We start from the raw sequence: 22704 nt of genomic DNA on the forward strand, positions 1-22704 counted from the left end.
CGTCCCGCGGGCACCACCACGACACCGCCGGGCGCCCCACCGCCCCACCCCGCCCGGGCCCCGGACCCTCGAAGCACACCCGCCCCCGGCCCGCGCATCCGGACCAGGGGCAGCACCCTGCCGCCGCCCGGGCAGATCCCGTGGGCCCGCCGGGCGGCGACCGGGCAGGGTGGGCGCATGAACCGCCACGACCTCGCCGCGCTGCTCACCGACCAGACAGGCCCGTGCCCCGGTGCCCTCAGCCGGTCCGCACCGGGGCGGGGGCGGGCAGGCGGGAGGTGACGAGGTCGGCCACCGCCCGGCTCATCGCCGCGCGCTGCGCCGCCGGGTCGGCGGCGGTGGCCACCGCGACGGCCGCCTGGTGCAGCGCCCCGTACAGCAGGTGGGCCAGCGGTTCGGCCTGGTCCTGGGCGAGCAGGCCGCGGCGGGCGGCGCCGTCCAGGGAGGCGCGCAGCAGCTGCCGGGCGCAGTAGGGGTCGTCGAAGCGCGCCGAGCGTTCCCAGCCGAGCACGAGCGGGCCTTCGATCAGCAGGATCCGCTGCACCGGGGCCTCCAGGCAGGCCGTCAGGTAGGCGTCCATGCCGGCCAGCATCCGTCCGACCACGCCCCGGCCCGTCTCCTCGGCCGCGTTCGCCGCCTGGGCGCAGCGGTCGTGGACGTCGTGCTGGACGGCCTCGTAGGCGGCTTCGAAGAGGCGTTCCTTGTCGGGGAAGTGGTGGTAGAGCGCGCCGCGGGTCACTCCGGCGCGCTCGACGATGCGCGTGGTGGAGGTCTCGGCGTAGCCGTCCGCGGTGAACAGGGCGATCGCCGCTTCGACGAGGTGTCTGCGGGTGGCGTCGCCCTGTTCGGCCTTCTTCGTCATGGCCTCATCGTACGGAGTGGACGTTGACGCTCTGGTCGAGGCCGATGAGGGCGGGGTCCAGGCGGCCGGAGGCGGCGAGGACGAAGGCCATCGGGTCGGCGGCGGGGGCGGCGGCGGCCTGGGGGCGGTGCAGGCGGTGGAGTTCGGCGCGCAGCCAGGTCTCGGCGGCCTTCAGGCCTGGCCCGGTGGCGCTGGGGCGGTGGAGGGCGGTGCGGATGTCGTCGGCGTGGACGAACGCGTCGTACCACAGGGTCAGTACGCCGTTGCCGACGGTGCGCCCGTAGCGGGGGTTGACGCTGTGCCACACGCGGTCGTCGAGGAGGGCGAGGGAGGCGGTGAGGCGGGCGCAGGACTCCCGCAGGAGGCGGGCGAGTTCGCGGGGCGCACTGTCGCGCAGGGCGCGGGCCTGCTCGTCGGGCGTGCGGGTGCCGATGGTGCCGTCCGCGGAGTCGAGCGCGTTGGCGGCCACGTGCGCGGCGACGTCGCGCACCTGCCATCCGGCGCAGCGCGTCGCGGCCTGCCACTCGTCCTCCCCCAGCGCCTCCACCAGATCGGCGAAGCGCGCGAACTCCGCCCCGAGCCCCTCGACGACCCGGTCCCGGTCCATTTCCGTCATGACGTCAACCCCTTGTCCCGTGGCGGCCGTTGGTGGCCGCGCCGTCCCCGCCGACGATACATACATGCAGCCTGTATGCATAGGGCCGGGCGGCGGCACGGAGCGGGGGGTGTCGGGAGAGCGGCCGGGCGGGTCGGCAGGGGATCCGGTCCGGAACGGCAAGGCGCCGCTGCCCCGGAGGTGGGGCAGCGGCGCCGGATGCGACTGTTGCTACTGGGCGTCGAACTCGCCGGTGCGGACGGCGGCGACGAACGACTGCCAGGCGGAGGAGGAGAACACCAGGGTCGGGCCCTCGGGGTCCTTGGAGTCACGCACCGGCATGACGCCGGGGTGACCGGGAGCCACCTCGACACATTCGCCACCGCCACCGCTGTGCGAACTCTTCCGCCAGGAGACGTGAATCAAGTCCATGTCGGTCATGAGGGTCCTTCCGAGCGCCGTGGATGAGAGCAGTAGCTGTTTACTGGGCGTCGAACTCCCCGGTGCGGACGGCCGACACGAACGACTGCCACGCGGAGGAGGAGAACACGAGAGCCGGACCGCTCGGGTCCTTCGAGTCGCGCACGGGCATGACACCAGCGAAGCCGTCTGCGACTTCCACGCACGCGCCACCGTTCCCGCCGCTGTACGAACTCTTCCGCCAGGAAGCGTCGATCAGGTCGACATCCACTCCATGTCCCTCCTTGTCGCACGGATGAAAGCCAGCGATTCGGCCTGGCCCAGGGCCTCGACCGCAAGCCGATCGTAGCCTTTGGCCAGCTTGGCAACCGACTCGACGTCACGGTCGATGTAACCGCGCTGTTCGGCTTCGCCATAGGCGAGAATTTTGCGGTTCGGCATGGTAAGGAGGTGCACCGAGCGAGTGAACGGCCGGTTCTCGCCCAGGGAATACGGTGCCACCTGGATGACCAGGTTGGATCGTTCGGCCAACCGTTCAAGGTGGAGCAGCTGCTCGACCATGACGTCGCGGCCTCCGATGCTCCTCCGCAGGCAGCTCTCGTCGAGGACCGTGTGCAGGAACGCTGGTGGCGTCCGGTCTAGGACCTGCTGCCGGGCGAGTCGGAACGCGACGTGCTCCTCGGCCTGTTCAGGGGTTGCTCCGCCCTGCCGGGCGTACCCCATCTCGATCGCGGTCGCGTACGCCCGGGTCTGTACGAGCCCGGGGATGACGTCGATCTCGAAGATCCTGATCTCCTCGGCAAGGGCCTCGTAGCCGGCGTACTCCGTGAAGCCCTCCAGGAAAGCGGAGTTCTTGAGCGACCACCACAGCAGCATGAGCGTGCCGCCGGTGTTGAGCGCCTTGTCGGCGAGTTCGGCGAGTTTCCGGCTCGGAGGCCGATGCGCAAGTTCGATGAAGGACAGGTGCGAGGAGGAGCACTCGCAGAGCCTCGCGAGCTGGTGCTGCTTGAGGCCGGCTGCCTCGCGTGACCTGCGGAGTTGGATCCCGAACGGGGCCCAGGGGGATGACGTCGGGTCAATGGTCTTCTTGTTCATGGCAATCCCCAGACTCTCGGCCCGCCCCATGGCAAGTCGCAGTTCGCTTCCGATGCTAGGCCGCCTCACGCCACTATGAGCACGGAACGTGAAATCTCGATTGCGGAGGGTTCTCGACGTCATGGTGTCGTCCAGACTTCATGGATACGGGGTCCGCTGGGACCCCGACGCCCGGTGCTACCGGGTGCGCAACGAGATCACCGGGGAGTGGCTGCGAAGTGGCCCCTCCGGTGAACTCGCCTCGTTCACCTCGTTCCACGCCGCGTTCTCGGCGTGGCGGGGCTTCGAGGTGCACCGCAGGACCGGTGTCTGATGACCTCGATGCTCAACCGCGCAACTGCCGAACAGCGGCGCGAGGCCGCCGGCGTGGCCGACGACCTGGCGGCCGTCCTCGCGCTCGGCGGGGCCAAGCTGCCGTCGCTGGAGGTGGACTGGGACTTCGGGCGCCGCACCGGCTGCTACCTGATCTCCCTCGGTGCCGCCCGCACCGCCGAAGTCCTGCGCATCGTCGAGCTGTTGCGCAAGGGCCTGCACTACGAGCGCCTCACCGCCGACGACGAAGGAAAGTAACTCCCGTGCGCGACCCCCGTCTTCTCGCCAAGCCGCCGGTGTGCCGGCTCGGCTGCCTCGTCCTGATCCGCAACCCGCGCGGTGACGTTCTGCTCGTCGACCCGGACTACATGGACGGGATGATCCTCCCGGGCGGCGCCGCCCGCCCCAACGAGCCGCCGCACGAGGCCGCCGCCCGTCACCTGGCCGACCAGAGCGGCATCGTCCGGCGCCTGACCCATATCCTCGCGGTGGACTTCACGCCCGCCGACCGGTACCTGGAGCGCCTGAACCTGGTTTTCGACGGCGGCACCACCACCTGGGAACCCGTCGTTCCGCCGCAGCACCGCAGCGGCCTGCTCGGCGCGCGCTTCGTCCCGGTGACACACCTCGCCGCCGCCATGGCCCCCGCCCAGGGCGCCCGCGTCGCCGAGGCGCTCGCCAACAACGCCGTCCCCCTTCTCCTCCACGGCCAACGCGCCGCTTGAGTCGGCGAGGTGGCGCCCGGGGCGTGGGGGCGGCGTCGACGGTCCGGGGGCCGCGCGGGTCGTCGCGGCGCGGATCGCCGCCGGGTCGCGGGAGTCAGACGGCGGCGAGGGCGGGGCGGGTGCGGGCGGTGGCCGGCGTGCGGGTGAGGCAGTCGTCGGTGAAGGCGAGGGCGCGCAGGTGGTAGGGGCGGGCGGCGTGGCCCAGGGACAGGTTGTGGCCGGCGCCGTGGGCGGTGGTCAGGTGGGCGAGGCCGGGTGGGAAGGCGGTGGTGAGGGCGGCGCGTGCGGCGGCGTCCAGGCGCCACCAGGTCTCGTGGTCGGCGAGGGTCAGGCGCACGGGCACGCGCACGCGTGCGGCCAGGGCCGTGTAGCGGGCGGGCCAGGTGGCCAGTTCGCGGGATTCGAGGGCGGGCACGGGGGTGAGCAGGGTGCGGGCGGCGTGGAAGGTGCCGGGCGGATACAGGCCCAGGGGGCCCCAGTTGAGGCGGCCGCCGCCGGCGAGGTCGTCGGGCCGGTCCCAGGCGCCGGGGGCGTAGTGCTGGGCGAGGCCGGAGATGTCGACGCCGAGCAGGGGCAGGGCGCCGTCGTCGGGCCAGTGGGCGGCGAGCTGGAGGGCGATCTTGCCGCCGAAGGAGTGGGCGAGGAGCTGGATGCCGGCGCCGGTGGGGTGGGCGCGGGCGTAGTCGGTGAGGGCGGCGTGCAGGGTGGCGGCCTGGTCGGCGATGAGCTGGCCGTCGGGCAGGCGGCGGGCGGAGGCGCCGTGGCCGGGGCGGTCGGGGGCGAGGACGGTGTAGCCGAGGTGGGCGGCGAGGGTGAGCAGGTCGGTGTCCCGGTGGGCGGGGCCGGCGAAGTAGGCGGCGCGCATGCCGCGCCCGTGGATGGCCAGCAGCAGGGCCTTGGGCTCGCCCGGGGGTTCGGCGACGAGCGCGGAGACGGGGATGTTGCCGGCGTCCAGGACCAGGGAGCGCACCGCGGGGCTCGGGGCGGGGGCGTGTCTCACGCGGCCACCGCCTGGCGGGCGGCGTCGAGTTCGGCGGTCCAGGCGCTCGGGTCGCCCTGGCGCATGAGGGAGGTGCCGATCAAGAGGCCCGCGTAGCCGGCGTCCAGCAGGCGGGCGCCGTCGCGGGGTTCGGTGATGGCGGAGGCGGAGACGGGGGCGCGGGTGCCGCGGGCGCGCAGGGCGGGCAGCAGGCGCAGGGAGCGGGTGAGGTCGCCGGTGTCGCGTTCGCGGCGGCGGATGTCCTTGTTGTTGACGGCGATCACGCACGCCTCGGGGTGGGTCACGCTTTCGAGTTCGGCTTCCTCGGTGATCTCGACGAACGGGGTGAGGCCGAGGCCGAGGGCGGCGGTGATCAGGCGGCGCAGGGAGGCGGCGGGCAGCAGGGCGGCGGTGAGCAGCACGGCGGATGCGCCGAGGGCGTGGGCGGCTTCCAGTTGGGCGGGGCGGGTGAGGAAGTCCTTCTGCAGGACGGGCAGGGAGGTGGTGGCGGTGACCTCGCGCAGCAGGCGGGGGGTGCCGCCGAACCAGCGGCCGGTGACCACCGACAGGCAGGGGGCGCCGGCGTGTTCGTAGCGGGTGACGAGGTCGGTGACGGTGCGGGGGCCGAGCAGGTCGGCGCCGTGGGGGTCGCGGAGCTTGATCTCCATGATCAGGGGGCGGCGGGCGGCGAGCAGCGCGTCCAGGAAGCGGGTGGAGGTGGTCATCGTCGGGGGTCCTCGGGGGATGGCTGCGGGGGCGGGAGAGGCGGCGGGGCCGGGTGCGGGGGGTGCCAGGCGCGGGTGAGGGCGGTGATGGCCTCGTGGGTGAAGTGGCCGGCGCTGTTGCGGGCGGCGGTGTCGATGTCGGCGCCCGCGTACAGGGGGTGGTCGGTGACGGTGGTGTAGGCGGGGCGGTTGTGGGCGTTCAGGCCGCCGGCGAGGAGGAAGGGGATGGTGAGGCGGGGCAGCAGGGCGTGGACGGCGGCGGGCTCGAGGGGGTGGCCGGTGGAGCCGACGCGGCCGTCGTCGGTGACGGTGTCCAGGAGGAACAGGTCGCATCCGGCGCGTTCGAAGGCGCCGATGAAGGGGCGTTCCAGGCAGCGGCCGCGGGTGAGGTGGAGGACCTTGACGAGGACGGCGTCGGGCAGGCGCCGGCGCAGGTCGGCGATGACGGCGGGGCTCTGGTAGGCGTGGAGCTGGATCCAGTGGATGCCGGCGGCGCGGGTGAGGCGGGCGAGGGCGGCGGTGTCGTCGAGGAAGGTGACCAGGACCGGCTGGAGGCCGGCCTCGTGGGCGGCGTGGGCGAGGTGGGTGAGGCGCTGGGCGCTCAGGTCGGCCGGTCCCCGGGGCACGCCGTGCCACAGGCCCACCAGGGTGGGGCCGCTCGCGGCGAGCAGGGCGATGTCGGCGGTGGTGCGGGCCCCGCACACCTTGAGGTGGCGGGTGGCGGGGGGCGCGGGTGTCATCTGCCGAGTCCGAGCATGGCGGCGATGCGGTTGTACTGGATCTCGTTGCTGCCGGAGTAGATGGTGCCGGCGACGGCGTTGCGTACGTCCTTCTCCAGTCCGTACTCGGACATGTAGCCGTTGCCGCCGAAGACCTGGACGGCGGCCAGTGAGGTGGCGAGGTTGGATTCGCTGGTGAGGAGTTTGGCGATCGCCATGTCGACGGTGACGTTCTCGCCGGCCTCCAGGCGCTGGGCGGTGTCGTAGAGCCACTTGCGGGCGGTCTCCAGGCGGATCTTGGTGTCGACGATCTTGTTGGCGACCGTCTGGTAGGAGCCGATGGGTTTGCCGAAGGACATGCGGGTCTTGGCGTAGTCGAGGCAGCGGGCCAGGCGGTGCTGCATCTCGCCGGTGTTGACGATGAAGGAGTAGAGGATCTCGCGTTTCATCACGTGGTCCAGGACGAGGAAGCCGCCGCCGACGCGGCCCAGGACGCGGCCGGCGGGCACGCGCACGGCGTCGAGGTAGAGCTCGGACAGCGGGGAGGTGCGCAGGCCCATCTTCTTGATCGGGTTTCCGGTCGTGAGGCCCGGCATGTCGCGGTCCAGGAGGAAGGCGGTGACGCCCAGGGCCCCGCCCTGGGGGTGGGTGCGGGCGTAGACGACGATGACGTCGGCGACGGGGCCGTTGGAGACGAAGGTCTTGGCGCCGGTGAGGACGAAGTGGTCGCCGTCGCGCACTGCGCGGGTGCGCATCTGCATGGCGTCCGAGCCGCCTTCGGACTCGGTGATGGCGTGGGCGCCGATCGCCTCCCCGGAGGCGATGCGCGGCAGGTAGGCGTCCTTGAGGGCGGGTGAGCCGAAGGCCTGCAGGGGCACGCCGGTGGAGGCCATGGAGGTGGTGACGCAGAAGTTGAGGCCGCCGTCGCGGCAGTGCTCGCCGAGGCCTTCCAGGACGTACATGGTGGTCAGCAGGGACTGTCCGAGGCCTCCGTGGGCCTCGTCGAAGGGCAGGGACAGGATGCCGGTCTTCTGGATCAGGCGCCATTTGTCGTGGGAGAAGGCGGCCTGTTCGTCGCCTTCGATGTGGCCGGCGCTCAGGTCGTCACCGAAGCGGGCCAGGGCCTCGCGCAGGGCGTCCTGGTCGGCGTTCCAGCGGATCACGGTGGTGCCGCCTTCCTCCCGGGCCCGCCGCGGTGGGGGCCCGGGGTGTCCAACCGGCGCGGGGCGCACCGGCGTTCAGTGGCTTGACTGGCTTCGGCTAGTAGGCGGAGGAGGAGTGGGCGTCGAGCTGGTGGACCTCGTCGCCGCGCAGTGCCGGGGAGAAGACGCACACCAGGCGCAGGTCCTCGTGGGGGGAGGCGATGAGGTAGTGGGCGTCGTGCTCGTCGAGGGCGTACAGGCGTCCGGGGGTGATGGGGTGGGCGTTGCCGTCCATGTCGATGACCTCGCCGGAGCCGGCGATGCAGTAGCAGGCCTCGAGGTGGTTGCGGTACTCCAGGCGGGACTTGGTGCCGGCGTTGACGATGGTGTCGGTGAGGCTGTAGCCGAGGCCGTCGCTTTCCAGGAGGAAGCGGCGGGACAGGCCGTTGCCCCACTCGACGGTCTTCACGTCGTCAAGGTCGCGGATCAGCATGCGGATTCTGCCTTCCTGGTGGCGGGGTGAGGGTGGCGGCGCTACCGGCGGCGGTGACGGTCGTGCCGGTGGTGCGGGCGGTGCGGGCGGTGACGGTGGTGGTGCGGGCGGTGCTGGTGGTTGCGGTCGTGCCCGTCGTGCCGGTGGTGCTGGTGGTGCTGGTGGTGGTGGTGCGGGTGGGTCCGCCCGCCCTCGGGGGGTGGGGCGGGCGGAGTTCGTGGAGGAAGGTGCGCAGCGCCTGGACGGGGTCGGTGCCGCTGGTGAGGGCGCGTTCGACGCGTTCGACGGCGGCGGAGCCGATGACGGCGCCGTGGGCGCCGGTCTGTGCGACGGCCTGCAGGTCGGCGGCGGTGCGCACGCCGAAGCCGATCGCGACGGGGGTGGCGGGGGCGGCTTCGTGCAGGGCGGTGACGGTGGCCTTCAGGGTGCGGTGGCCGGCGGCGGGCGCGGTGCCCGAGCGTCCGTAGTGGGCGACCAGGTACACGTAGGCGCCCTCGGCGGTGCGGGCGGCCTCGGTGAGGACGTCGGGGGCGGAGGTGGCGTAGCAGGTGGTGACCTGGGCGAGGCCGGCGGTGTGGCAGGCCTGCTGCCAGGCGGGGCGCTGGCGCGGGGGCAGGGCGTGGACGAGCAGGGCGTGGGCGCCGGCGGCGGCGATCGCCCGCACGGCGGCCTGGGGGCCTGGGCGGCGCAGGCTGTGGGACCAGTCGGCGAGCAGTGCGATCTTCAGGCGCCTCAGGTGCGGGACGAGGTCGGCGAGTTCGGTGAGGACGGTGTCCAGGGTGGTGCCGGCGGCCAGTGCGCGGGCGGCGGAGCGGCGGATGACGGGGCCGTCGGTGGGCGAGTTCGGGAAGGGGACGGCGAGTTCGAGGACCTCGACGCCCTCGTCGTCGAGCATGCGGGCGAGGTCGGCCAGGCGTGCGGGCGGGTCGCCGGCGTTGAGGAAGAGCGCGAGCGCGGGGCGGCCGTCGGGGCGCTCGGGCAGGAACGGGTGTTCAGACACCGGCCGCCGCCTGTGTCCTGGGGGCCGGCGCGGCCGCCGCGGCGGTGTCGACGGCCGTGGGTGCGGTGGCCGCTGTGGCGGTCGTGCTCGCCTTGGGCGCCGTGGCTCTGGCGGGGTTGCCAAGGCGCGTCGCCAGGGCGCGGGGGGCGCCGTCGGCGAGGGCGTCCAGGGCGGCGGTGTGGGCGGTGGGCCAGTGGGTGTGGCGGCCGGAGGCGATCGCGAGGGCGGCGGCGTTGAGGGCGATGGTGTGGGTGGCGGTGTGGCCGGCTTGTCCCGCGAGGGCGTCGAGGAAGTGGCCGGTCAGGTCGTCGGGGTGGGGGGCGAGGTCGGCGAGGGTGCCGTCGGCGGGGGCGACGGTGCCGGCGGGCAGGTGGATGGTGGTGGTGGGGGTGTGGAGGGTGTTGTCGGCGAAGGGCAGCAGTTCGTCGGCGCCTTCGGTGTTGTGTGCCAGCCATATCTCGGGGCCGGCGGTGTGTGCGCGCGGCTGTGCGGCCAGTTCGCGCAGTGCCGTGAGGGGGGCGGCGTCGCAGACGCCGGTGAGCTGGGCGGTGACGGGGACGGTGGCGAGCCACGGGCCGAGCGCGTTGAGGAAGCGGCCGAAGGGCTTGAGGGCGAGGGGGTGGAGCAGGCGGGCCAGGCGGGTGAGCTGCGGCGGGTAGACGTGGGGGCCGGCGAAGGCGATGCCGTGGCGTTCGAGGTGGTCGGCGGTGGCCGTGTGGGAGGAGGTGAGGGTGATGCCCAGGCGTTCCAGCAGGTCGATGGAGCCGGCCGTGCTGGTGTAGGCGCGTGAGCCGGTCTTGACGACCGGCACGCCCATGGCGGCGGCGGTCAGGGCGGCGGCGGTGGAGAGGTTGAAGGTGGCGGGTCCCCCGCCGGTGCCGACGATGTTGACGCTGTGCGGGTGGGCGGGGCCGGGGTGGGGGCTGCGTTCGGTGAGGGAGGCGGTGAGGGCGGCGAGGGTCTTGGTGTCGGGCAGGCGGGTGGCGAGGCTGGCCAGCAGGGCCGCCGCCTGGGCCCGGTCGCTGTCGCGGGCCGGGCCCAGGGTGGCGCCTTCCAGCCGGTCCCACCACGAGCGCCAGGTGTCCGGGCCGACGGGTTCGCCGGCGAGGAGCGCGGTGAGGGCCGGGTGCATGCCGGTCAGCCGCCGCTCACGCTCGCCGCGAGGGCGCGGCGCTGGGCGATGAAGGCGTCGATCGCCTGCACGGAACGGAAGTTGTTCGGGTCGAGGTCGGTGTCGTCGACGGGCAGGGCGAAGTGGTCCTCGACCCAGGCGATGAGCTTCAGGACGCCGAGGCTGTCGATGACGCCGTCGGTGAGCAGGTCGTGGTCGTCGGCGAGCTGCTCGGGGGTGACGTCGGGCAGGAACTCCTCGATCAGGAACTTCTTGATCTGCGTGATGTTGCTCATGGTGGTCGCAACTCCTTTGGAAGGAAAAGGACTTCGAAACGGCATGGGACAGGACGGACAGGGCGGGGCGGGGCGGGCGGGCCGGGGCCGGGCGGGGTCAGGCGGGCGGGTCGGCGGGGGCGAGGACGGCCTTGCGGTCGACCTTGCCGGTGGGGGTCTTGGGCAGCGGGGTGTCGTGGATGGCCAGGCGTTCGGGCACGGCGGCGCGCGGCAGGTTGGCGGCCAGGTGCTCGCGCAGGACGAGGGTGTTGAGGGCGGAGCCGGGGGCGCGGTGGACGGCGGCGTGCAGGCGTTTGCCGGTCAGCGGGTCGCTTTCGGCGGCGACGGCGGCCTCGCGGACCTCGGGGTGGGCGAGCAGGACGCGTTCGACCTCGGCGGTGTTGACGGCGACGCCGCGGACCTTGACCTGGAAGTCGGCGCGTCCGGCCAGGTGCAGGCGGCCCTGTTCGTCGCGGGTGACCAGGTCCCCGGTGCGGAACCAGCGCCGGCCCGTCCCGGCGCCCTTCGGCCGGGTGGTGAAGCGTCCCGCGTCGCGTGAGCGGTCCAGGTAGCCGGCCGCCTGGAACGGCGTGGAGACGTACAGTTCGCCCTTGCCCGGGCCTTCGACGGGTGTGCCGTCCTCGGCGGCGACAAGGGTGCGCACTCCCGGCAGCGGGGTGCCGATGGGCACCGCCAGCGCGGCGGTGGCGTCCAGGGCGTCGAGCTCGTGCAGGAAGCTGTCGTTGGTCTCGGTGCAGCCGTAGATGTTGTACAGGCGGGCTGCGGGCAGCAGTGCGGGCAGTGCGGCCAGGGTGCGCGCGTCGATCGTGTCGCCGGTGAACGCGGCGTGCTCGACGCTGTCCAGGACCCGCTGCCCGCCGGCGGCCTGGGCGATGAGGGCGTAGCACAGGGGGACGGCCTGCAGGACGTGGGGGCGGTGGCGGGTCAGCTGGGTGAGCAGGTGGCGGGCGGACAGGGCGTGGGCGGGGTCCAGGAGCAGGACGGTGCCGCCGGCGGCGAGGGTGGCCCACACGTCGAGCAGGGCGAGGTCGAAGTTGAGGGGGGCGTAGCTGGCGACGACGCGGCCGGGGCCGAGGTCGAAGGTGTCGTGGGCCCAGGCGGTGAAGCGGTCGACGGCGCTCTGGGCGAGGGGGACGATCTTGGGCAGGCCGGTGGAGCCGGAGGTGGTGAGCATGAACGAGGTGCCGGCGGCGAGGGTGGGCACGGGGTGGGGGGCGGTGGCGGGCAGGGCGGGCGCCGGCCGGCCGAGGGGGGTGAGCAGGTGGCGGGCGCCGGCCTGGGTGTAGAGGGCGGCGAGCAGGGCCGGGGCCAGCTGCGGGGAGGGCAGCAGGAAGGGGCGGCGTTCGGTCAGGCAGGCCAGGACCAGGGCGATCGCCTCGGGGGACTTGTGGGCGAACAGGCCCACCGGCTCGCCGGGGGCCAGCGGCAGGGCGTTCAGGCGCCGGCGTTCGCGGTCGGTGAGGTCGGCGAGCTGGCGGTAGGTGACGGCGCGCTCGTGCCACAGCAGGGCGGTGGCGTCGCCGCGCCGGCGGGCGTGGGCGGCGAACGCGTCCGGCAGCGACAGCGGCGGCACCGCACCCGGCACGACGGGGCCGGTGCCGGTGCCGGGGCGGGGCACGGGGCCGGTTCCGGTGCCGGGGCGGGGCACGGGGGCGGACTCGGAGTCCGGCACGGGCACGGCGGTGGGCGCGGGGGTGGGCGCGGGGGTGAGGGTGGGCGCGGGGGTGGTCATGGGGTGCTCACTCCCCCGCCGGGGCGAGGGTCGCCCAGCCGGCCTTGACGACGGTGGCGGCCTCGGTGGTGACCGTGAAGCGCACGACGCCGGCGCGGTCGTGGGGCTGCAGGGCGATGCGCAGTTCGGTGCCCGGGGTGGCGGGGGCGGCGAAGCGGGCGCCGAGGCCGGTGATGCGGGTGGGGTCGCCGGCGGCGTGGCGGTCGGTGATCTCCTCGGCGGCCAGGGCGAGCAGGTGCATGCCGTGGGCGATGGTGGCGGGGAAGCCGGCCGCGCGGGCGGCGTGGTCGTCGAGGTGGATGGGGTTGAGGTCGCCGGCGGCGTGGGCGTAGGCGTGGATGTCGGCGCCGGTGAGGGTGCGGGTGAGGGTGTGGGGTTCGGCGTCGGGGGTGGTGCCGGGGTGGGCGGTGGGGGGCAGGACGCCGTGGGGGGCGATGGCGGTGGCGCCGAGGAGGAGGGCGGCGGTGGCGAGGTCGGCGATCAGGGTGCCCTGGGGGGTGGTCAGGCGGGTGGTGAGGGCGATGCGGGTGCCGCGGGCCTCGCGGCGGGCGGCGGTGACGGCGACCTCGACGTCCACCTCGGTGTCCGGCAGCAGCCGGTGGTGGGTGCGGATCTCCTGGGCGAGGTGGACGACGCCGGTGAAGGCGTCCTCGCCGGCGGTCAGCGCGGTGACCGTGTGCCGGGCGAGGGTGTGGGCGAGGACGAAGGGGTGCGTGGGGGCCGCGGCCGCGGTGGCGGCGGGGGCCAGGCCGGTGCGGGCGGCGGCACGGTAGGCGGCCAGGGCGTGGGCGGTGACGCTCACGCGGGCGCGGTGCACCGTGCCCGGGCCGCCCGCCGCGGCCGCCGCGGCCGCGGCGGGCACTGCGGGCACTGCGGGCACTGCGGGCACTGCGGGCACTGCGGGCACTGCGGGCGCGGGGGTGGCCGGCGGGGCGGCAGCGGCCGGGGCCGGGGCCGGGGCGGGCACGGCCGGGGCCGGGGCGGGCACGGCCGGGGCCGGGGCGGGCACGGTCGGGGTCGGGGTCATGCGGGGGTCACCACCAGGGTCGAGTTGTGGCCGCCGAATCCGAAGGAGTTGGACAGGGCCGCGCCCGGGCCCATCGGGCGGGGGCGGTCGTGGACGACGTCGAGGTCCAGGCCCTGTTCGGTGGTTTCGTGGTTGGCGGTGGGCGGGATGTGACGGCTGTTCATGGCCGCGATGGCGGCGATCAGCTCGACGGCGCCGGCGGCGCCGATCAGGTGGCCGATGACGCCCTTGGTGGAGGTGACGGGCACCCCGTGGGGGCCGAACACCGCTGTGAGGGCGGCGGCTTCGGCGCGGTCGTTGTGGATGGTGGAGGTGCCGTGGGCGTTGACGTGCGCGATGTCGGCGGGGGTGAGGCGGGCGTCGGCGAGGGCGGCGCGCATCGCGGCGACGGCGCCGGCGCCGTCGGGGCGGGGGTTGGCCAGGTGGTAGGCGTCCGCGCTGGAGCCGTAGCCGGCCAGCAGGGCGTAGGGCCTGCGTCTGCGGGCGCGGGCGTCGGCGAGGCGTTCCAGGACGAGGAAGCCGGCGCCTTCGCCCATGACGAAGCCGTCGCGGTGGGTGTCGAAGGGGCGGCTGGCGCGGGCGGGGTCGTCGTTGCGCTGGGAGTGCGCGCCGAGGTTGCCGAACGCGGCGAGGGTGACGGGGGTGAGGGTGGCCTCGCAGCCGCCGGCGATCACGACGTCGGCGCGGCCGGTGGCCAGGAGCATCGCGCCGTGGCCGATCGCGTCGGCCCCCGAGGCGCAGGTGGTGGCGATGGTGAGGGCCGGGCCGCTCCACGAAAGGCGCATCGCGATCTGGGCAGCGGCGGCGTTGGGCATGGTGACCAGCGGCATCAGCGGCGAGACGCGCAGCGGTCCGTGGTCGGTGTAGGCGGCGGACTCGCGGTCGCTGGTGGTGCGTCCGCCGACCGCGTTGCCGACGACGATGGCGGAGCGTCCGGGCCCGGGGTGGGGGGATCCGGCGTCGCGGTGGGCGGCGAGGGCGGCCAGGGTGCCGTAGTGGGCGAAGGGGTCCAGGCGGCGGGCGTCCTTGGCGGGCAGCGCCTGGTCGTGGGGCAGCGCGGCGACGCGGCAGCCCAGGCGCACCCGGTGGCGGGCGAGGGCGGGGTCGGTGAGGGCGGTGGCGGTGGAGCGGCCGGCGCTGACGGTGTCCCAGAACGCCTGCAGGGTGTGGCCGGCGGGGCTGATGACGCCCAGGCCGGTGACGGCGATCTCGGGCCGCCGGGCGGCGGGGCGGGGCGGGCTGGGGGTGGCCATGCGGGGGTCGTCCTGCCTTCCGGGATACGGGGCGCGGGCCGGATCGGATCGGATCGGGCCGGATCGGATCGGGCCGGATCGGATCGGGCCGGGTCGGGTCAGATCAGGCCGGTCTGGGCGGCGGCGGTCAGGAACGCCTCGGCGGCGAAGTCGATGTCGGCGGCGCTGTGGCGGGCGGTGACGGCGATCCGCAGCCTCGCCAGGTCGTTGGGCACCGCCGGGGTGACCACCGGCAGGCCGATCACCCCGGCCTTGCGGCAGGCGGTGGCGTAGTCGTAGGCGGCGTCGTCGGAGCCGGCGATGACCGGGATGACCGCGGTCCGGCTGTCCATCGTGGAGATGCCCGCCTCGTTCAGGCGCTCGCGCAGGCGCGCGGCCTGCACCTGGGTGCGGGTGACGCGTTCGGGCTCGCGCCGAAGGATCCGCAGGGACTCCAGGGCGGCGCCGGCCTGGGCGGGGCCGAGGGCGGCGGAGAACAGGAACGGGCGGGCGGCGTAGCGCAGGTGGCCGATCAGGTCCGCCGGGCCGGCGACCCAGCCGCCCATGGAGGGGATGGCCTTGGAGAGGGTGCCGAGCTTGACGTCGACGCGGTAGCGGTGGCCGAAGTGTTCCTCGATGCCGCCGCCCGCGGCCCCGATGACGCCCAGCGCGTGGGCCTCGTCGACCATCAGCAGCGCGCCGTGGCGGTCGCACACCTCGCGCAGCGCCGGCAGCGGGGCGATGTCGCCGTCCATGGAGTAGACGCTGTCGACGATCACCAGGCGCACCCCGCCGGGCGAGGCGGCCTTCAGGCGGCGTTCCAGGTGCTCGACGTCGTTGTGGCGAAAACGCGTCACGGTCGCGCCCGACAGGCGGCAGCCGTCGACGATGCTGGCGTGGTCGTACTTGTCGATGAGCACCGTGTCGCCCTGGGAGACGAGCGCGCCGACCGTGCCGACGTTCGCCGCGTAGCCGGAGCCGAACACCAGGGCGCGTTCACGGCGGGCGAAGCGGGCGACCTCCGCCTCCAGTTCCTCGTGCAGCGGGATCGTGCCCGCCAGCGCCCGCACGCCGTGGTTGCCGGTGCCGTACACGTCGACGGCGGCCTTCGCCGCGGCCACCACCCGCTCGTCGCCGGCCAGCCCCAGGTAGCTGTACCCGGACATCATGAGCAGCCGCTCGCCGTCCAGGTCGCAGTAGGCGCTGTCGCGTTCCATCGTGTAGGCGACGAAGCTGTTGCGGCGCGAGGGGTCGGACTCCAGCGCGCTGACGCGCCCCAGCGTCTGGTCCAGCTTCGGCTGAAGGCGCTGCCATGCTGCGGTGGCCATACTGCTCACTCCTCACGGGCAAGGGGGGTTCGGGGACGGTGGGACGGCGGAGAAACGGGGACGGCACCCGGGCAAGACCCGCGGTCACACCCGGGCGGGCACGCCGTTACAGGGACCTGCCCGGGGGCGGTACGTCGAAGGCGGTACTCGAAGGCGGTGCTGCGAAGCGGTGCCCGAAGGCGGTGCTGCGGAGCGGTGCCCGGGGGCAGTGCCCGGGGGCGGTACTGCGGGGCGGTGCTGCGGCCCCGAAGGCGGTGCCCGGGGGCGGTACTGCGGGGCGGTGCTGCGGGGCGGTGCTGCGGGGTGCCTTTTCCCGGGGCGGCGCCCCGGCGTGGTGCGCCCCGCTTTTTCCTTGACGGGGTTTCTCGAAGCGTCCACGCGGGGTGCTCAAGGATGGCTACATTTCTACGGCAGGAACCGCAAGGCGGCCGCAATAGCCGAATTCCCGGCCTGCGGGAACGCTCTGACGTGCGGAAACCTTGCGCCTACGACGCATGGACCGGCCGGCGGGTATGTTTCGCCGGCCGGTGTTGACACCGCGCAAGCAGCCGAATGTATGGTCGAAATCCGCCGAAACCGAATGGCTGGTCGGCGTGCTTTTCCGGTCCGGGTTTCCAAGGCCCGCGGCCCGGTCCCACCGGCCGCGGGCCACGCTTTGGCTCAAGGGGGTTGGAGCTGTGTTGAACGGCTTTGGGGAAGACAGTGCGTCGGGCAGATCGGGGACCCTGTCATGCTGATCCGCCTGACCGGCCTGGTGACCGTCGAACACGAGGGCGGCGCCCCGCAGCACCTGTCCGGTGCCCAGGCCCAGGTGGCCTTCGCCCGCCTGGTCCTGGAACGCTTCGCCGGCACCGGGCGCGACGCCCTGGCCGACACCGTGTGGCCCGACGGCCTGCCCGACACCTGGGCCTCCGCGCTGCGCAGCGTGGTCTCCCGGGTGCGGGCGTTCGTCGCCGCCCCCGGCCAGGGGCCCGGCGCCACCCCGCTCATCTCCCAGGGCGGACGCTACGTGCTGCGCCTGCCCCAGGACGCGGCCGTGGACGTGGAGGTCGCCGCCAGTGCGGTCGGCGAGGCCGGCGAGGCGCTGGCCGCCGGCGCCCACCCGGTGGCCCAGCAGCTGGCCGCCGGCGCGATCGCCAACCTGCGCGGCTCCTTCCTGCCCGACCACGACGGCGAGTGGGCGCTGGGGGTGCGCGAGCACGTCGAGGAACTGCGGATCTGCGCGCTGGAGACCGCGAGCCTGTCGGCCTCCGCCCTCGGCGAGGAGCACCACGCGCTGCGCTGGGCGGAGGAGGCGGTGCGCCGCGCCCCGTTCCGCGAGAGCGCCTACCGCTGCCGCATGGCCGCCCTCGCCGCGGCCGGCAACCGCGCCGAGGCGCTGCGCTGCTACCAGCAGCTGCGCGAGGTCCTCGCCGAGGAGCTCGGCATCGACCCCGGTGCCGAGTCCCAGGAGCTGTACCTGTCGCTGCTGCGCTCCCCCGCCCCGCCCGCCGTGGCCCCGGCCGCGGCGCGGGCGGTGGACCCGGTGCTGATGGGCATCTTCGAGCCGCTGGCGCTGGGACGCCCGGCCAAGGCCGGGCCTCCGGTGCGCGCCGCCTGAACCGCCCGCCCCGCGCCCCCCCTTTTTTCGGGCGGGCGTCTTCCGCCCGCCGCCGGGCGGAAGACGCCCGCGGGGGCGGGGGCGGGGGGCGGGGGGCGGGGGGCGGGGCGGCCGGGCACACGCACCCGCCCCGTCCTCCTCCTTCCCGTGTTCCTGGTTCCTCCCGTCCGTCTTCTCCGTTCCCCCGCTTCGGGCACCGTTTCTCCCCTGCGTCTTGTCCCGTGGGCGTCCTGGGCGTGTTGCGGGCCTGTTGCGGTGGGCGCGCGGGCCGCGTGCAAGAGGGCGGGCGTAGTAGCGTCATGCTCCGAAGTCGCGCGCGGTGCGCGGCGGTTCACACGATGACGCACGCAACGGACGGGGGCCGGAAAATCTTGGGAAGGGGTGGTGGGCGTGGGACGGACGCGCGCTACGGCGCGGGTGATCGAGCACCCGGGCGTGGAGGACCTGAGCGTCCAGCAGGTACTGGAGGCACTCGCGGACCCCGCGCGCAGGTCGGTGGTGTGCCGCCTCGCCCGCACAGGAGCTGACCTCAGCTGCGGCTCCTTCGAGCTGCCCGTCTCCCGCTCCACCTCCACCCACCACTTCAACGTGCTGCGCGCGGCCGGCCTGCTACGCCAGTACTACGTGGGCACCACCAAGATGAACGCCCTGCGCGCCGAGGAACTCGAACACCGCTTCCCCGGCCTGCTCACCGCCGTGGTCGCCGCCGCCGACGCCGAAACCGCCCACACCCGCGACCAGGACCACGGACCGGACCACGGACCGGACACCGGCCGGGACCACGGGACGGACACCGGACCGGACACCGGAGCGGACACCGGCCGGGACCACGGGACGGACACCGGACCGGACCACGGGACGGACGGCGGCCGGGACCACGGACCGGACACCGGCCGGGACCACGGGACGGACACCGGACCGGACCACGGGACGGACACCGGACCGGACCACGGGACGGACGGCGGCCGGGACCACGGGACGGACACCGGCCGGGACCACGGGACGGACACCGGACCGGACCACGGGACGGACACCGGAGCGGACGGCGGGCGGGGTGCCGAACGGCCGCGGTGAGCACGATCGCGCCCGCCTTCGGACGGCGGCTGCCCCGCCCGGTGCCGGCACGGGCGCGCCGGCACGGGCCGGATGTCAGCCGGTCACGGTGAGCACGATCTTGCCGACCTGCGTGCCCTCCTCCAGGTAGCGGTGCGCCCGCACGACGGCGTCCAGGCCCTCGAAGACGCGGTCGACGGCCGGGACGAACGAGCGGTCCGCGAGCCCCGCGGTGACGAACGCGACGGCCCGGCGCAGCCGTTCGTCGTCGCGGGTGACGTGGTGCATGGAGTGGAAGCGGCTGGTGACGGGGGCGAAGGTGTCCTGGCCGGGCAGCGGGGTCTCGCGCGGGTCCAGGCGCCCGTAGACGACGAGCGCGCCGCCGGGGGCGAGCGTGCGGGCGAGCGTGGTGACGCCGGGGCCGGCGACCGGGTCGAAGACGGTGCGCACGCCGCGCCCGGCGGTGATCTCCCCGACGCGGGCGAGGAGGTCCTCCTCGCCGGTGACGATCACCTCGGCCGCGCCCGCCGCCAGCAGGCGCTCCTTCTTGGCGCGGGTGCGGGTGGTGGCGAGGGGCAGCGCGCCGAGGCGGCGGGCGGTGCGGATCGCGGCCAGCCCCACCCCGGAGGCGGCGGCGGTCAGCAGCACGTGGTCGCCCGCGCGCAGGTGCCCGTCCTCCGCGAGGGCGCCGTAGGCGGTGAGGTAGGACATCCACACCGCCGCGCCCTCGACCGGCGTCAGCCCCGCCGGGCGACGCACCAGGGCCCGGGCGGGCACCACGACGTGCGTGCCGTAGGTCGGGTGGTCGTTCTGGGAGAACGCGGGGATCACGTCGACCTCGTCGCCCACCGCGAAGGCGTCCACCCCCGGTCCGAGGGCCTCCACCGTCCCGGCGGCCTCGTAGCCGAGCCCTGCGGGCAGTACCGGCTGCTCCAGGTAGAGGCCCGAACGGAACAGCGCCTCGGCCCGGTTCAGCCCGATCGCCGCGACCCGTACCCGCACCTGCCCCGCCCCGGGCACCGGCACCTGCGCCTCGCGCACCTGCAGGACCTCCGGCCCGCCGACTTGCTCGAACACCACTCTCCTGGACACGCCCGCCCCCCTTCTTTCCCGCCGCAGCGATGAACCCGCCGGATCCCCGCCCGCGCGGCCCGCGCGGTGCGCGCGGTGCGCGGCAGCGGACGGTGGTCACACGGCTCCCACCCAACCCCGTATTTCGAAAACTGTCAAACAACGGAACGGCGAGGAACACCCGCCCCACCCGGGCGAGTTGGCCTCCCACCGGGACGCCACCCTTCACACGGGCGGCGGTGACGGCACCAAAGGCACCCGCCCGGCAGGCACAAACGCGGCCGGGGCGCCGGCGGAGGGCCGGCCGAGGAGGACACCGCGGCCTGCCGCCGGTCCCGGCGCGCCGGGGCGCCGGGGCGGGCGGCCGGCCGGTCGGGCGGGCGGGCGGCACCGCCACACCGACGAGCACGTGCGCACCCGCCGGGCACCAGCGCACACGCACACGCACACGCACAGACAGCGACGCAGACGGCAACGCAGCCGGGGACGGACAGCAGGAGCGGGGAAGCGGAACAGCACCAGGCACGCGCACAGCCCCCACCCCCCGGAATCCGGGGGTCTCGCCGGCCCGCACGCTCGCCTGCCGACGGCCCGCTGACCTCCAAGCCTCCCGAACACCCCCGGCTTGTAGGCTTGCCCGCAACATCTGAGGTTCCTGAAGGGAGGGCCCGGTGCGCGTCCGCCGGTGGATATGTGTGCTCGCGGGAACCCTCTCGCTGAGCGGCCCGACGGCCGCGTACGCCCGCGGCGGGGGCGGTGGTCACGGCTTCGGCGGCCATGGTGGCAGCGGGGGCGGTGGCAGCAGCGGGGGCGGCCACGGCGGCGCCTTCCACGGATCGGGCGGCGGCGGCTTCGGGACCGGCTTCGGGACCGGCTTCGGGGGCGGCGGGCTCGTCACCCTGCTGGTGATCGTGGCCGTCGTCCTCCTGATCCTGTGGCTGTGGTCCCGGCGCCGCAAGGCAACGCCGGCAGACGGCCTGAACACCGTCCGCGACCGCACAGCGCACCGCGCGGACGCGCAGGCGCGCGAGCGCGCCGCCCGCGTCTCGGCCCGCGTCGATGCCATCGCCGACACCGACGCGACGTTCGACCGTGCCGCGCTCGAACAGCGCGCCGTGTGGCTGTACGAGACGGCCCAGCGCGCCTGGACCGGGCACGATCACGCCACGCTGCAGCGGATCCTGTCCCCGGTGCTGTACGGCAAGTGGGCCGAGGAGCTGCGCGACTACGCCTCACGCGGCGAGGTCAACGTCGTGGAGATCGTCTGCGGCCCGGTGGTCGAGCTGGTCGACGTCGCCAACCGCGCGGGCGAGGTGAACGACACCGTCACCTTCCGGATCACCGCGACGCTCAACGACTACGTGCGCCGCGCCGACGGCGGACAGGCCGTGCGCAAGGACGGCTCGACGCGCCCGGTCGAGTACTGGACGCTGCGCAAGAACACGGCCGGGCAGTGGATCGTGTCGTCACTCGAACAGGCCACCGAGGGCGCCCACCACCTGAGCGGCGCCATCGAGACGGACGGCTGGGACCAGAAGGAGGTCGCCCGCGAGGCCGTACTCGAGGTGGCCGCCAAGAGCGCGGTCACCGGGGCCGGCGACATCCTGTCGCTCACCAACATCTCGTGGAGCACGGATGCCGACACCGCCGCCGGCGACCTGAGCGTCCTGGACGGCCGGTTCGACAGGTCGGTCCTGGAGGTCGCCGTCGAGCGGTTCCTCGAGGAATGGGTCATGAACGACGGCAGCCTCGACTTCACGCCCGTGCGCACCGCCCACCGCACCGTCATGCGCCAGGCCGCCGTCACCACCGTCAAAGTGAGCTCACTGGTCTCCCGCGACCCGGTCGTCTTCCGCGTCACGGTCGGCGCCGAGGGCGTCTACTACGAAGTCGACCGCCGCACCGAACAGGTACTGCACGGCGACCCGCACAAGCGCAGGCCCCTCGCCTTCACCTTCGACCTGCGCCTGGACACCACCGGCGCCAACGCGTGGACCGTCACCGCCACCACCGTCGAATAGACACAACCCGCACCAGGACCCACAGCCCCCACACCCACACCCACGCCCCACACCCGGCCTCCCGCCTCCCGCCTCCCGCCGGGACACCCACCACCACCCACGGCCCGGTCACGGCCACCGGACCAAGGGCGCGGGAACCAAGGCCGCGCCGGCCCGGCCACCGGAGCGGCGCAGCCGGCGCCAGGACCTGGGCCAAAACGCTTCCACGCGCGGTCAGCGACACCTTTCAACGCCGTACAGCAGCTCGTCGCACGGTGTTGAAAGGCGGGCTGCCAGGCCCACGTCAAGCTCCAGGAACGCACCACGGGACGCCGTGTCGGCGTGTCGCCCCTGCGCCACCGGGTCGTCCTGGCCGCTCGCCTTCGACGCCGCCGCACCGCCCGCCCCGATGCGGCGCGAGGCCACCTGACCGCCCGGCCGGTTCACGCGCCTGCGGCGTCCGGACGCTCCCATGCCCCGAACAGGTACCAGGACAGCCTGGAGGCGGCCGCCAGCACCTCGATGCCGACAAGACGCCCTCGCCCGTCGAAGCCGAGGTTGATCAAGGCGCCGCCCCCCGCCGATCGCAGGGACACATGCGCGAGGACCTGGTCGGGGCCTGCGGATCGGTGAGGTACACCTACGCTGCCCCCGCAGTCTCGTCGTAGGTGACCCTGACGTCCGCCACGGCCGGCACGCTCCCCCCGGTGCGGCCGGTGACGACACAAAGACGATCTCCGGCCACGAGAATCCCGCCAGACCCGGCCAAAGCCCCACACCGACACCAGGACACGGCCCCGGAAACGGCCACGGCCCCGCCCCCAACACTCTCCCGGGGCGACGGGGAAACCCGTTGAGGGCGGGGCGGGGCAGCGCCGTCCACGGACAACGGACCCGGGGGCAGGGCCCTTGTGCGGACGGCGCACGGCCGGGGAACCAGCACCGCGAACCGAACCGGCCTGCAGCCCCCCCAGACGGGACAGCAGAGGAGCCGAACCCAGGACCGGAACGGCCCGAACCATGAACCGACACCCCAGGCACAGGAGATCCCGCAACGCCCCGGCCGTTTCCGGGCCCGGAAACGGCCACGGCCCCGCCCCCAACACTCTCCCGAGGGAACGGGGAAACCCGTTGAGGGCGGGGCAGGGCAGAACGGGAGAGAGGGGGGGAGGGGAAGAGGGGTTAAT

Annotated in this window: 25 protein-coding genes; 6 read left to right on the forward strand and 19 right to left on the reverse strand. The window is 74.4% G+C overall.

The window, feature by feature from the left end:
• Window positions 1–238 precede the first annotated feature (238 nt).
• From ACWCXH_RS24535 to ACWCXH_RS24555, 5 genes are all read right to left on the reverse strand, one after another.
• The gene (locus ACWCXH_RS24535) at window positions 239–862 is read right to left on the reverse strand and encodes a TetR/AcrR family transcriptional regulator (RefSeq protein WP_449803619.1); all 624 of its coding nucleotides are present in this window, start codon (window positions 860–862) and stop codon (window positions 239–241) included.
• Between the two features lie 4 nt (window positions 863–866).
• Window positions 867–1478, reverse strand: a complete 612-nt coding sequence (locus ACWCXH_RS24540; protein WP_449803620.1) for a maleylpyruvate isomerase family mycothiol-dependent enzyme — start codon at window positions 1476–1478, stop codon at window positions 867–869.
• Window positions 1479–1688: 210 nt separating this feature from the next.
• Window positions 1689–1898 carry a DUF397 domain-containing protein gene (locus tag ACWCXH_RS24545; protein WP_449803621.1) on the reverse strand — a complete coding sequence of 70 codons (210 nt, stop codon included), beginning with the start codon at window positions 1896–1898 and terminating at the stop codon, window positions 1689–1691.
• Window positions 1899–1938: 40 nt separating this feature from the next.
• Complete coding sequence (locus tag ACWCXH_RS24550; RefSeq protein ID WP_449803622.1) at window positions 1939–2148, reverse strand: DUF397 domain-containing protein; 210 nt, start codon at window positions 2146–2148, stop codon at window positions 1939–1941.
• The gene (locus ACWCXH_RS24555) at window positions 2133–2972 is read right to left on the reverse strand and encodes a helix-turn-helix domain-containing protein (protein ID WP_449803623.1); all 840 of its coding nucleotides are present in this window, start codon (window positions 2970–2972) and stop codon (window positions 2133–2135) included. Before ACWCXH_RS24555 ends, ACWCXH_RS24550 begins: the two co-directional genes overlap by 16 nt.
• A gap of 121 nt (window positions 2973–3093) precedes the next feature.
• Here ACWCXH_RS24555 and ACWCXH_RS24560 point away from each other — a divergent pair, with 121 nt between their 5' ends.
• Genes ACWCXH_RS24560 through ACWCXH_RS24570 form a run of 3 tightly spaced genes read left to right on the forward strand, consistent with a single transcriptional unit; the run spans window position 3094 to window position 4009 of the window.
• The gene (locus ACWCXH_RS24560; RefSeq protein WP_449803624.1) at window positions 3094–3285 is read left to right on the forward strand and encodes a hypothetical protein; all 192 of its coding nucleotides are present in this window, start codon (window positions 3094–3096) and stop codon (window positions 3283–3285) included.
• Complete coding sequence (locus ACWCXH_RS24565) at window positions 3285–3542, forward strand: hypothetical protein (protein ID WP_449803625.1); 258 nt, start codon at window positions 3285–3287, stop codon at window positions 3540–3542. The genes ACWCXH_RS24560 and ACWCXH_RS24565 overlap by 1 nt, the downstream gene beginning before the upstream one ends.
• A 5-nt stretch (window positions 3543–3547) precedes the next feature.
• Window positions 3548–4009, forward strand: coding sequence for an NUDIX domain-containing protein (locus ACWCXH_RS24570; protein WP_449803626.1), 462 nt, complete (start codon window positions 3548–3550; stop codon window positions 4007–4009).
• A 94-nt stretch (window positions 4010–4103) separates the two neighbouring features.
• On the opposite strand, the gene ACWCXH_RS24575 is transcribed toward ACWCXH_RS24570, so the two are convergent.
• From ACWCXH_RS24575 to ACWCXH_RS24630, 12 genes are all read right to left on the reverse strand, one after another.
• Complete coding sequence (locus ACWCXH_RS24575) at window positions 4104–5009, reverse strand: alpha/beta hydrolase (RefSeq protein WP_449803627.1); 906 nt, start codon at window positions 5007–5009, stop codon at window positions 4104–4106.
• Complete coding sequence (locus ACWCXH_RS24580; protein WP_449803628.1) at window positions 5006–5713, reverse strand: indole-3-glycerol-phosphate synthase; 708 nt, start codon at window positions 5711–5713, stop codon at window positions 5006–5008. The genes ACWCXH_RS24575 and ACWCXH_RS24580 overlap by 4 nt, the downstream gene beginning before the upstream one ends.
• The gene (locus ACWCXH_RS24585; protein WP_449803629.1) at window positions 5710–6453 is read right to left on the reverse strand and encodes a phosphoribosylanthranilate isomerase; all 744 of its coding nucleotides are present in this window, start codon (window positions 6451–6453) and stop codon (window positions 5710–5712) included. The genes ACWCXH_RS24580 and ACWCXH_RS24585 overlap by 4 nt, the downstream gene beginning before the upstream one ends.
• Window positions 6450–7595, reverse strand: a complete 1146-nt coding sequence (locus ACWCXH_RS24590) for an acyl-CoA dehydrogenase family protein (protein ID WP_449803630.1) — start codon at window positions 7593–7595, stop codon at window positions 6450–6452. The genes ACWCXH_RS24585 and ACWCXH_RS24590 overlap by 4 nt, the downstream gene beginning before the upstream one ends.
• A gap of 97 nt (window positions 7596–7692) precedes the next feature.
• A complete protein-coding gene (locus ACWCXH_RS24595; protein ID WP_449803631.1) occupies window positions 7693–8067 on the reverse strand; it encodes an ectoine synthase in 375 nt (124 codons plus the stop codon).
• Window positions 8048–9067: a tryptophan synthase subunit alpha gene (gene trpA / locus ACWCXH_RS24600; protein ID WP_449803632.1), complete on the reverse strand. Its 1020-nt coding sequence runs from the start codon at window positions 9065–9067 to the stop codon at window positions 8048–8050. The genes ACWCXH_RS24595 and trpA overlap by 20 nt, the downstream gene beginning before the upstream one ends.
• Window positions 9060–10199 carry a hypothetical protein gene (locus ACWCXH_RS24605; protein ID WP_449803633.1) on the reverse strand — a complete coding sequence of 380 codons (1140 nt, stop codon included), beginning with the start codon at window positions 10197–10199 and terminating at the stop codon, window positions 9060–9062. Before ACWCXH_RS24605 ends, trpA begins: the two co-directional genes overlap by 8 nt.
• A 5-nt stretch (window positions 10200–10204) precedes the next feature.
• The gene (locus ACWCXH_RS24610; protein ID WP_449803634.1) at window positions 10205–10474 is read right to left on the reverse strand and encodes an acyl carrier protein; all 270 of its coding nucleotides are present in this window, start codon (window positions 10472–10474) and stop codon (window positions 10205–10207) included.
• Between the two features lie 97 nt (window positions 10475–10571).
• A complete protein-coding gene (locus tag ACWCXH_RS24615) occupies window positions 10572–12206 on the reverse strand; it encodes an AMP-binding protein (protein WP_449803635.1) in 1635 nt (544 codons plus the stop codon).
• Between the two features lie 7 nt (window positions 12207–12213).
• Window positions 12214–13233 carry a MaoC family dehydratase gene (locus ACWCXH_RS24620; protein WP_449803636.1) on the reverse strand — a complete coding sequence of 340 codons (1020 nt, stop codon included), beginning with the start codon at window positions 13231–13233 and terminating at the stop codon, window positions 12214–12216.
• Window positions 13230–14486 carry a beta-ketoacyl-[acyl-carrier-protein] synthase family protein gene (locus tag ACWCXH_RS24625; protein ID WP_449803637.1) on the reverse strand — a complete coding sequence of 419 codons (1257 nt, stop codon included), beginning with the start codon at window positions 14484–14486 and terminating at the stop codon, window positions 13230–13232. Before ACWCXH_RS24625 ends, ACWCXH_RS24620 begins: the two co-directional genes overlap by 4 nt.
• Before the next feature lie 98 nt (window positions 14487–14584).
• Window positions 14585–15793: an aminotransferase class I/II-fold pyridoxal phosphate-dependent enzyme gene (locus ACWCXH_RS24630; protein ID WP_449803638.1), complete on the reverse strand. Its 1209-nt coding sequence runs from the start codon at window positions 15791–15793 to the stop codon at window positions 14585–14587.
• 730 nt (window positions 15794–16523) lie between these two features.
• On the opposite strand from ACWCXH_RS24630, the gene ACWCXH_RS24635 reads away from it, so the two are divergent.
• Window positions 16524–17393, forward strand: coding sequence for an AfsR/SARP family transcriptional regulator (locus ACWCXH_RS24635; protein ID WP_449803639.1), 870 nt, complete (start codon window positions 16524–16526; stop codon window positions 17391–17393).
• Window positions 17394–17783: 390 nt separating this feature from the next.
• On the forward strand, window positions 17784–18467 hold the full coding sequence (locus ACWCXH_RS24640) for a hypothetical protein (protein WP_449803640.1): 684 nt from the start codon (window positions 17784–17786) through the stop codon (window positions 18465–18467).
• 75 nt (window positions 18468–18542) lie between these two features.
• Here the strand turns inward: ACWCXH_RS24640 and ACWCXH_RS24645 are convergent, their stop codons facing one another.
• Entirely contained in the window at window positions 18543–19523 is a 981-nt protein-coding gene (locus ACWCXH_RS24645) for a zinc-dependent alcohol dehydrogenase family protein (protein ID WP_449803641.1), read from the reverse strand.
• A gap of 665 nt (window positions 19524–20188) precedes the next feature.
• On the opposite strand from ACWCXH_RS24645, the gene ACWCXH_RS24650 reads away from it, so the two are divergent.
• Window positions 20189–21538 carry a Tim44 domain-containing protein gene (locus tag ACWCXH_RS24650; RefSeq protein WP_449803642.1) on the forward strand — a complete coding sequence of 450 codons (1350 nt, stop codon included), beginning with the start codon at window positions 20189–20191 and terminating at the stop codon, window positions 21536–21538.
• 422 nt (window positions 21539–21960) lie between these two features.
• Here the strand turns inward: ACWCXH_RS24650 and ACWCXH_RS24655 are convergent, their stop codons facing one another.
• Window positions 21961–22083, reverse strand: coding sequence for a hypothetical protein (locus tag ACWCXH_RS24655; protein WP_449803643.1), 123 nt, complete (start codon window positions 22081–22083; stop codon window positions 21961–21963).
• Window positions 22084–22704 lie beyond the last annotated feature (621 nt).

This window comes from Kitasatospora sp. NPDC001660 (genome assembly GCF_053596725.1).

Coding starts and splice junctions, on each gene's coding strand:
- ACWCXH_RS24535 (WP_449803619.1), bottom strand. CDS start 862: ATGACGAAGAAGGCCGAACAGGGCGACGCCACCCGCAGACACCTCGTC.
- ACWCXH_RS24540 (WP_449803620.1), bottom strand. CDS start 1,478: ATGACGGAAATGGACCGGGACCGGGTCGTCGAGGGGCTCGGGGCGGAG.
- ACWCXH_RS24545 (WP_449803621.1), bottom strand. CDS start 1,898: ATGACCGACATGGACTTGATTCACGTCTCCTGGCGGAAGAGTTCGCAC.
- ACWCXH_RS24555 (WP_449803623.1), bottom strand. CDS start 2,972: ATGAACAAGAAGACCATTGACCCGACGTCATCCCCCTGGGCCCCGTTC.
- ACWCXH_RS24560 (WP_449803624.1), top strand. CDS start 3,094: ATGGTGTCGTCCAGACTTCATGGATACGGGGTCCGCTGGGACCCCGAC.
- ACWCXH_RS24565 (WP_449803625.1), top strand. CDS start 3,285: ATGACCTCGATGCTCAACCGCGCAACTGCCGAACAGCGGCGCGAGGCC.
- ACWCXH_RS24580 (WP_449803628.1), bottom strand. CDS start 5,713: ATGACCACCTCCACCCGCTTCCTGGACGCGCTGCTCGCCGCCCGCCGC.
- ACWCXH_RS24585 (WP_449803629.1), bottom strand. CDS start 6,453: ATGACACCCGCGCCCCCCGCCACCCGCCACCTCAAGGTGTGCGGGGCC.
- ACWCXH_RS24595 (WP_449803631.1), bottom strand. CDS start 8,067: ATGCTGATCCGCGACCTTGACGACGTGAAGACCGTCGAGTGGGGCAAC.
- ACWCXH_RS24605 (WP_449803633.1), bottom strand. CDS start 10,199: ATGCACCCGGCCCTCACCGCGCTCCTCGCCGGCGAACCCGTCGGCCCG.
- ACWCXH_RS24610 (WP_449803634.1), bottom strand. CDS start 10,474: ATGAGCAACATCACGCAGATCAAGAAGTTCCTGATCGAGGAGTTCCTG.
- ACWCXH_RS24615 (WP_449803635.1), bottom strand. CDS start 12,206: ATGACCACCCCCGCGCCCACCCTCACCCCCGCGCCCACCCCCGCGCCC.
- ACWCXH_RS24620 (WP_449803636.1), bottom strand. CDS start 13,233: ATGACCCCGACCCCGACCGTGCCCGCCCCGGCCCCGGCCGTGCCCGCC.
- ACWCXH_RS24625 (WP_449803637.1), bottom strand. CDS start 14,486: ATGGCCACCCCCAGCCCGCCCCGCCCCGCCGCCCGGCGGCCCGAGATC.
- ACWCXH_RS24630 (WP_449803638.1), bottom strand. CDS start 15,793: ATGGCCACCGCAGCATGGCAGCGCCTTCAGCCGAAGCTGGACCAGACG.
- ACWCXH_RS24635 (WP_449803639.1), top strand. CDS start 16,524: ATGCTGATCCGCCTGACCGGCCTGGTGACCGTCGAACACGAGGGCGGC.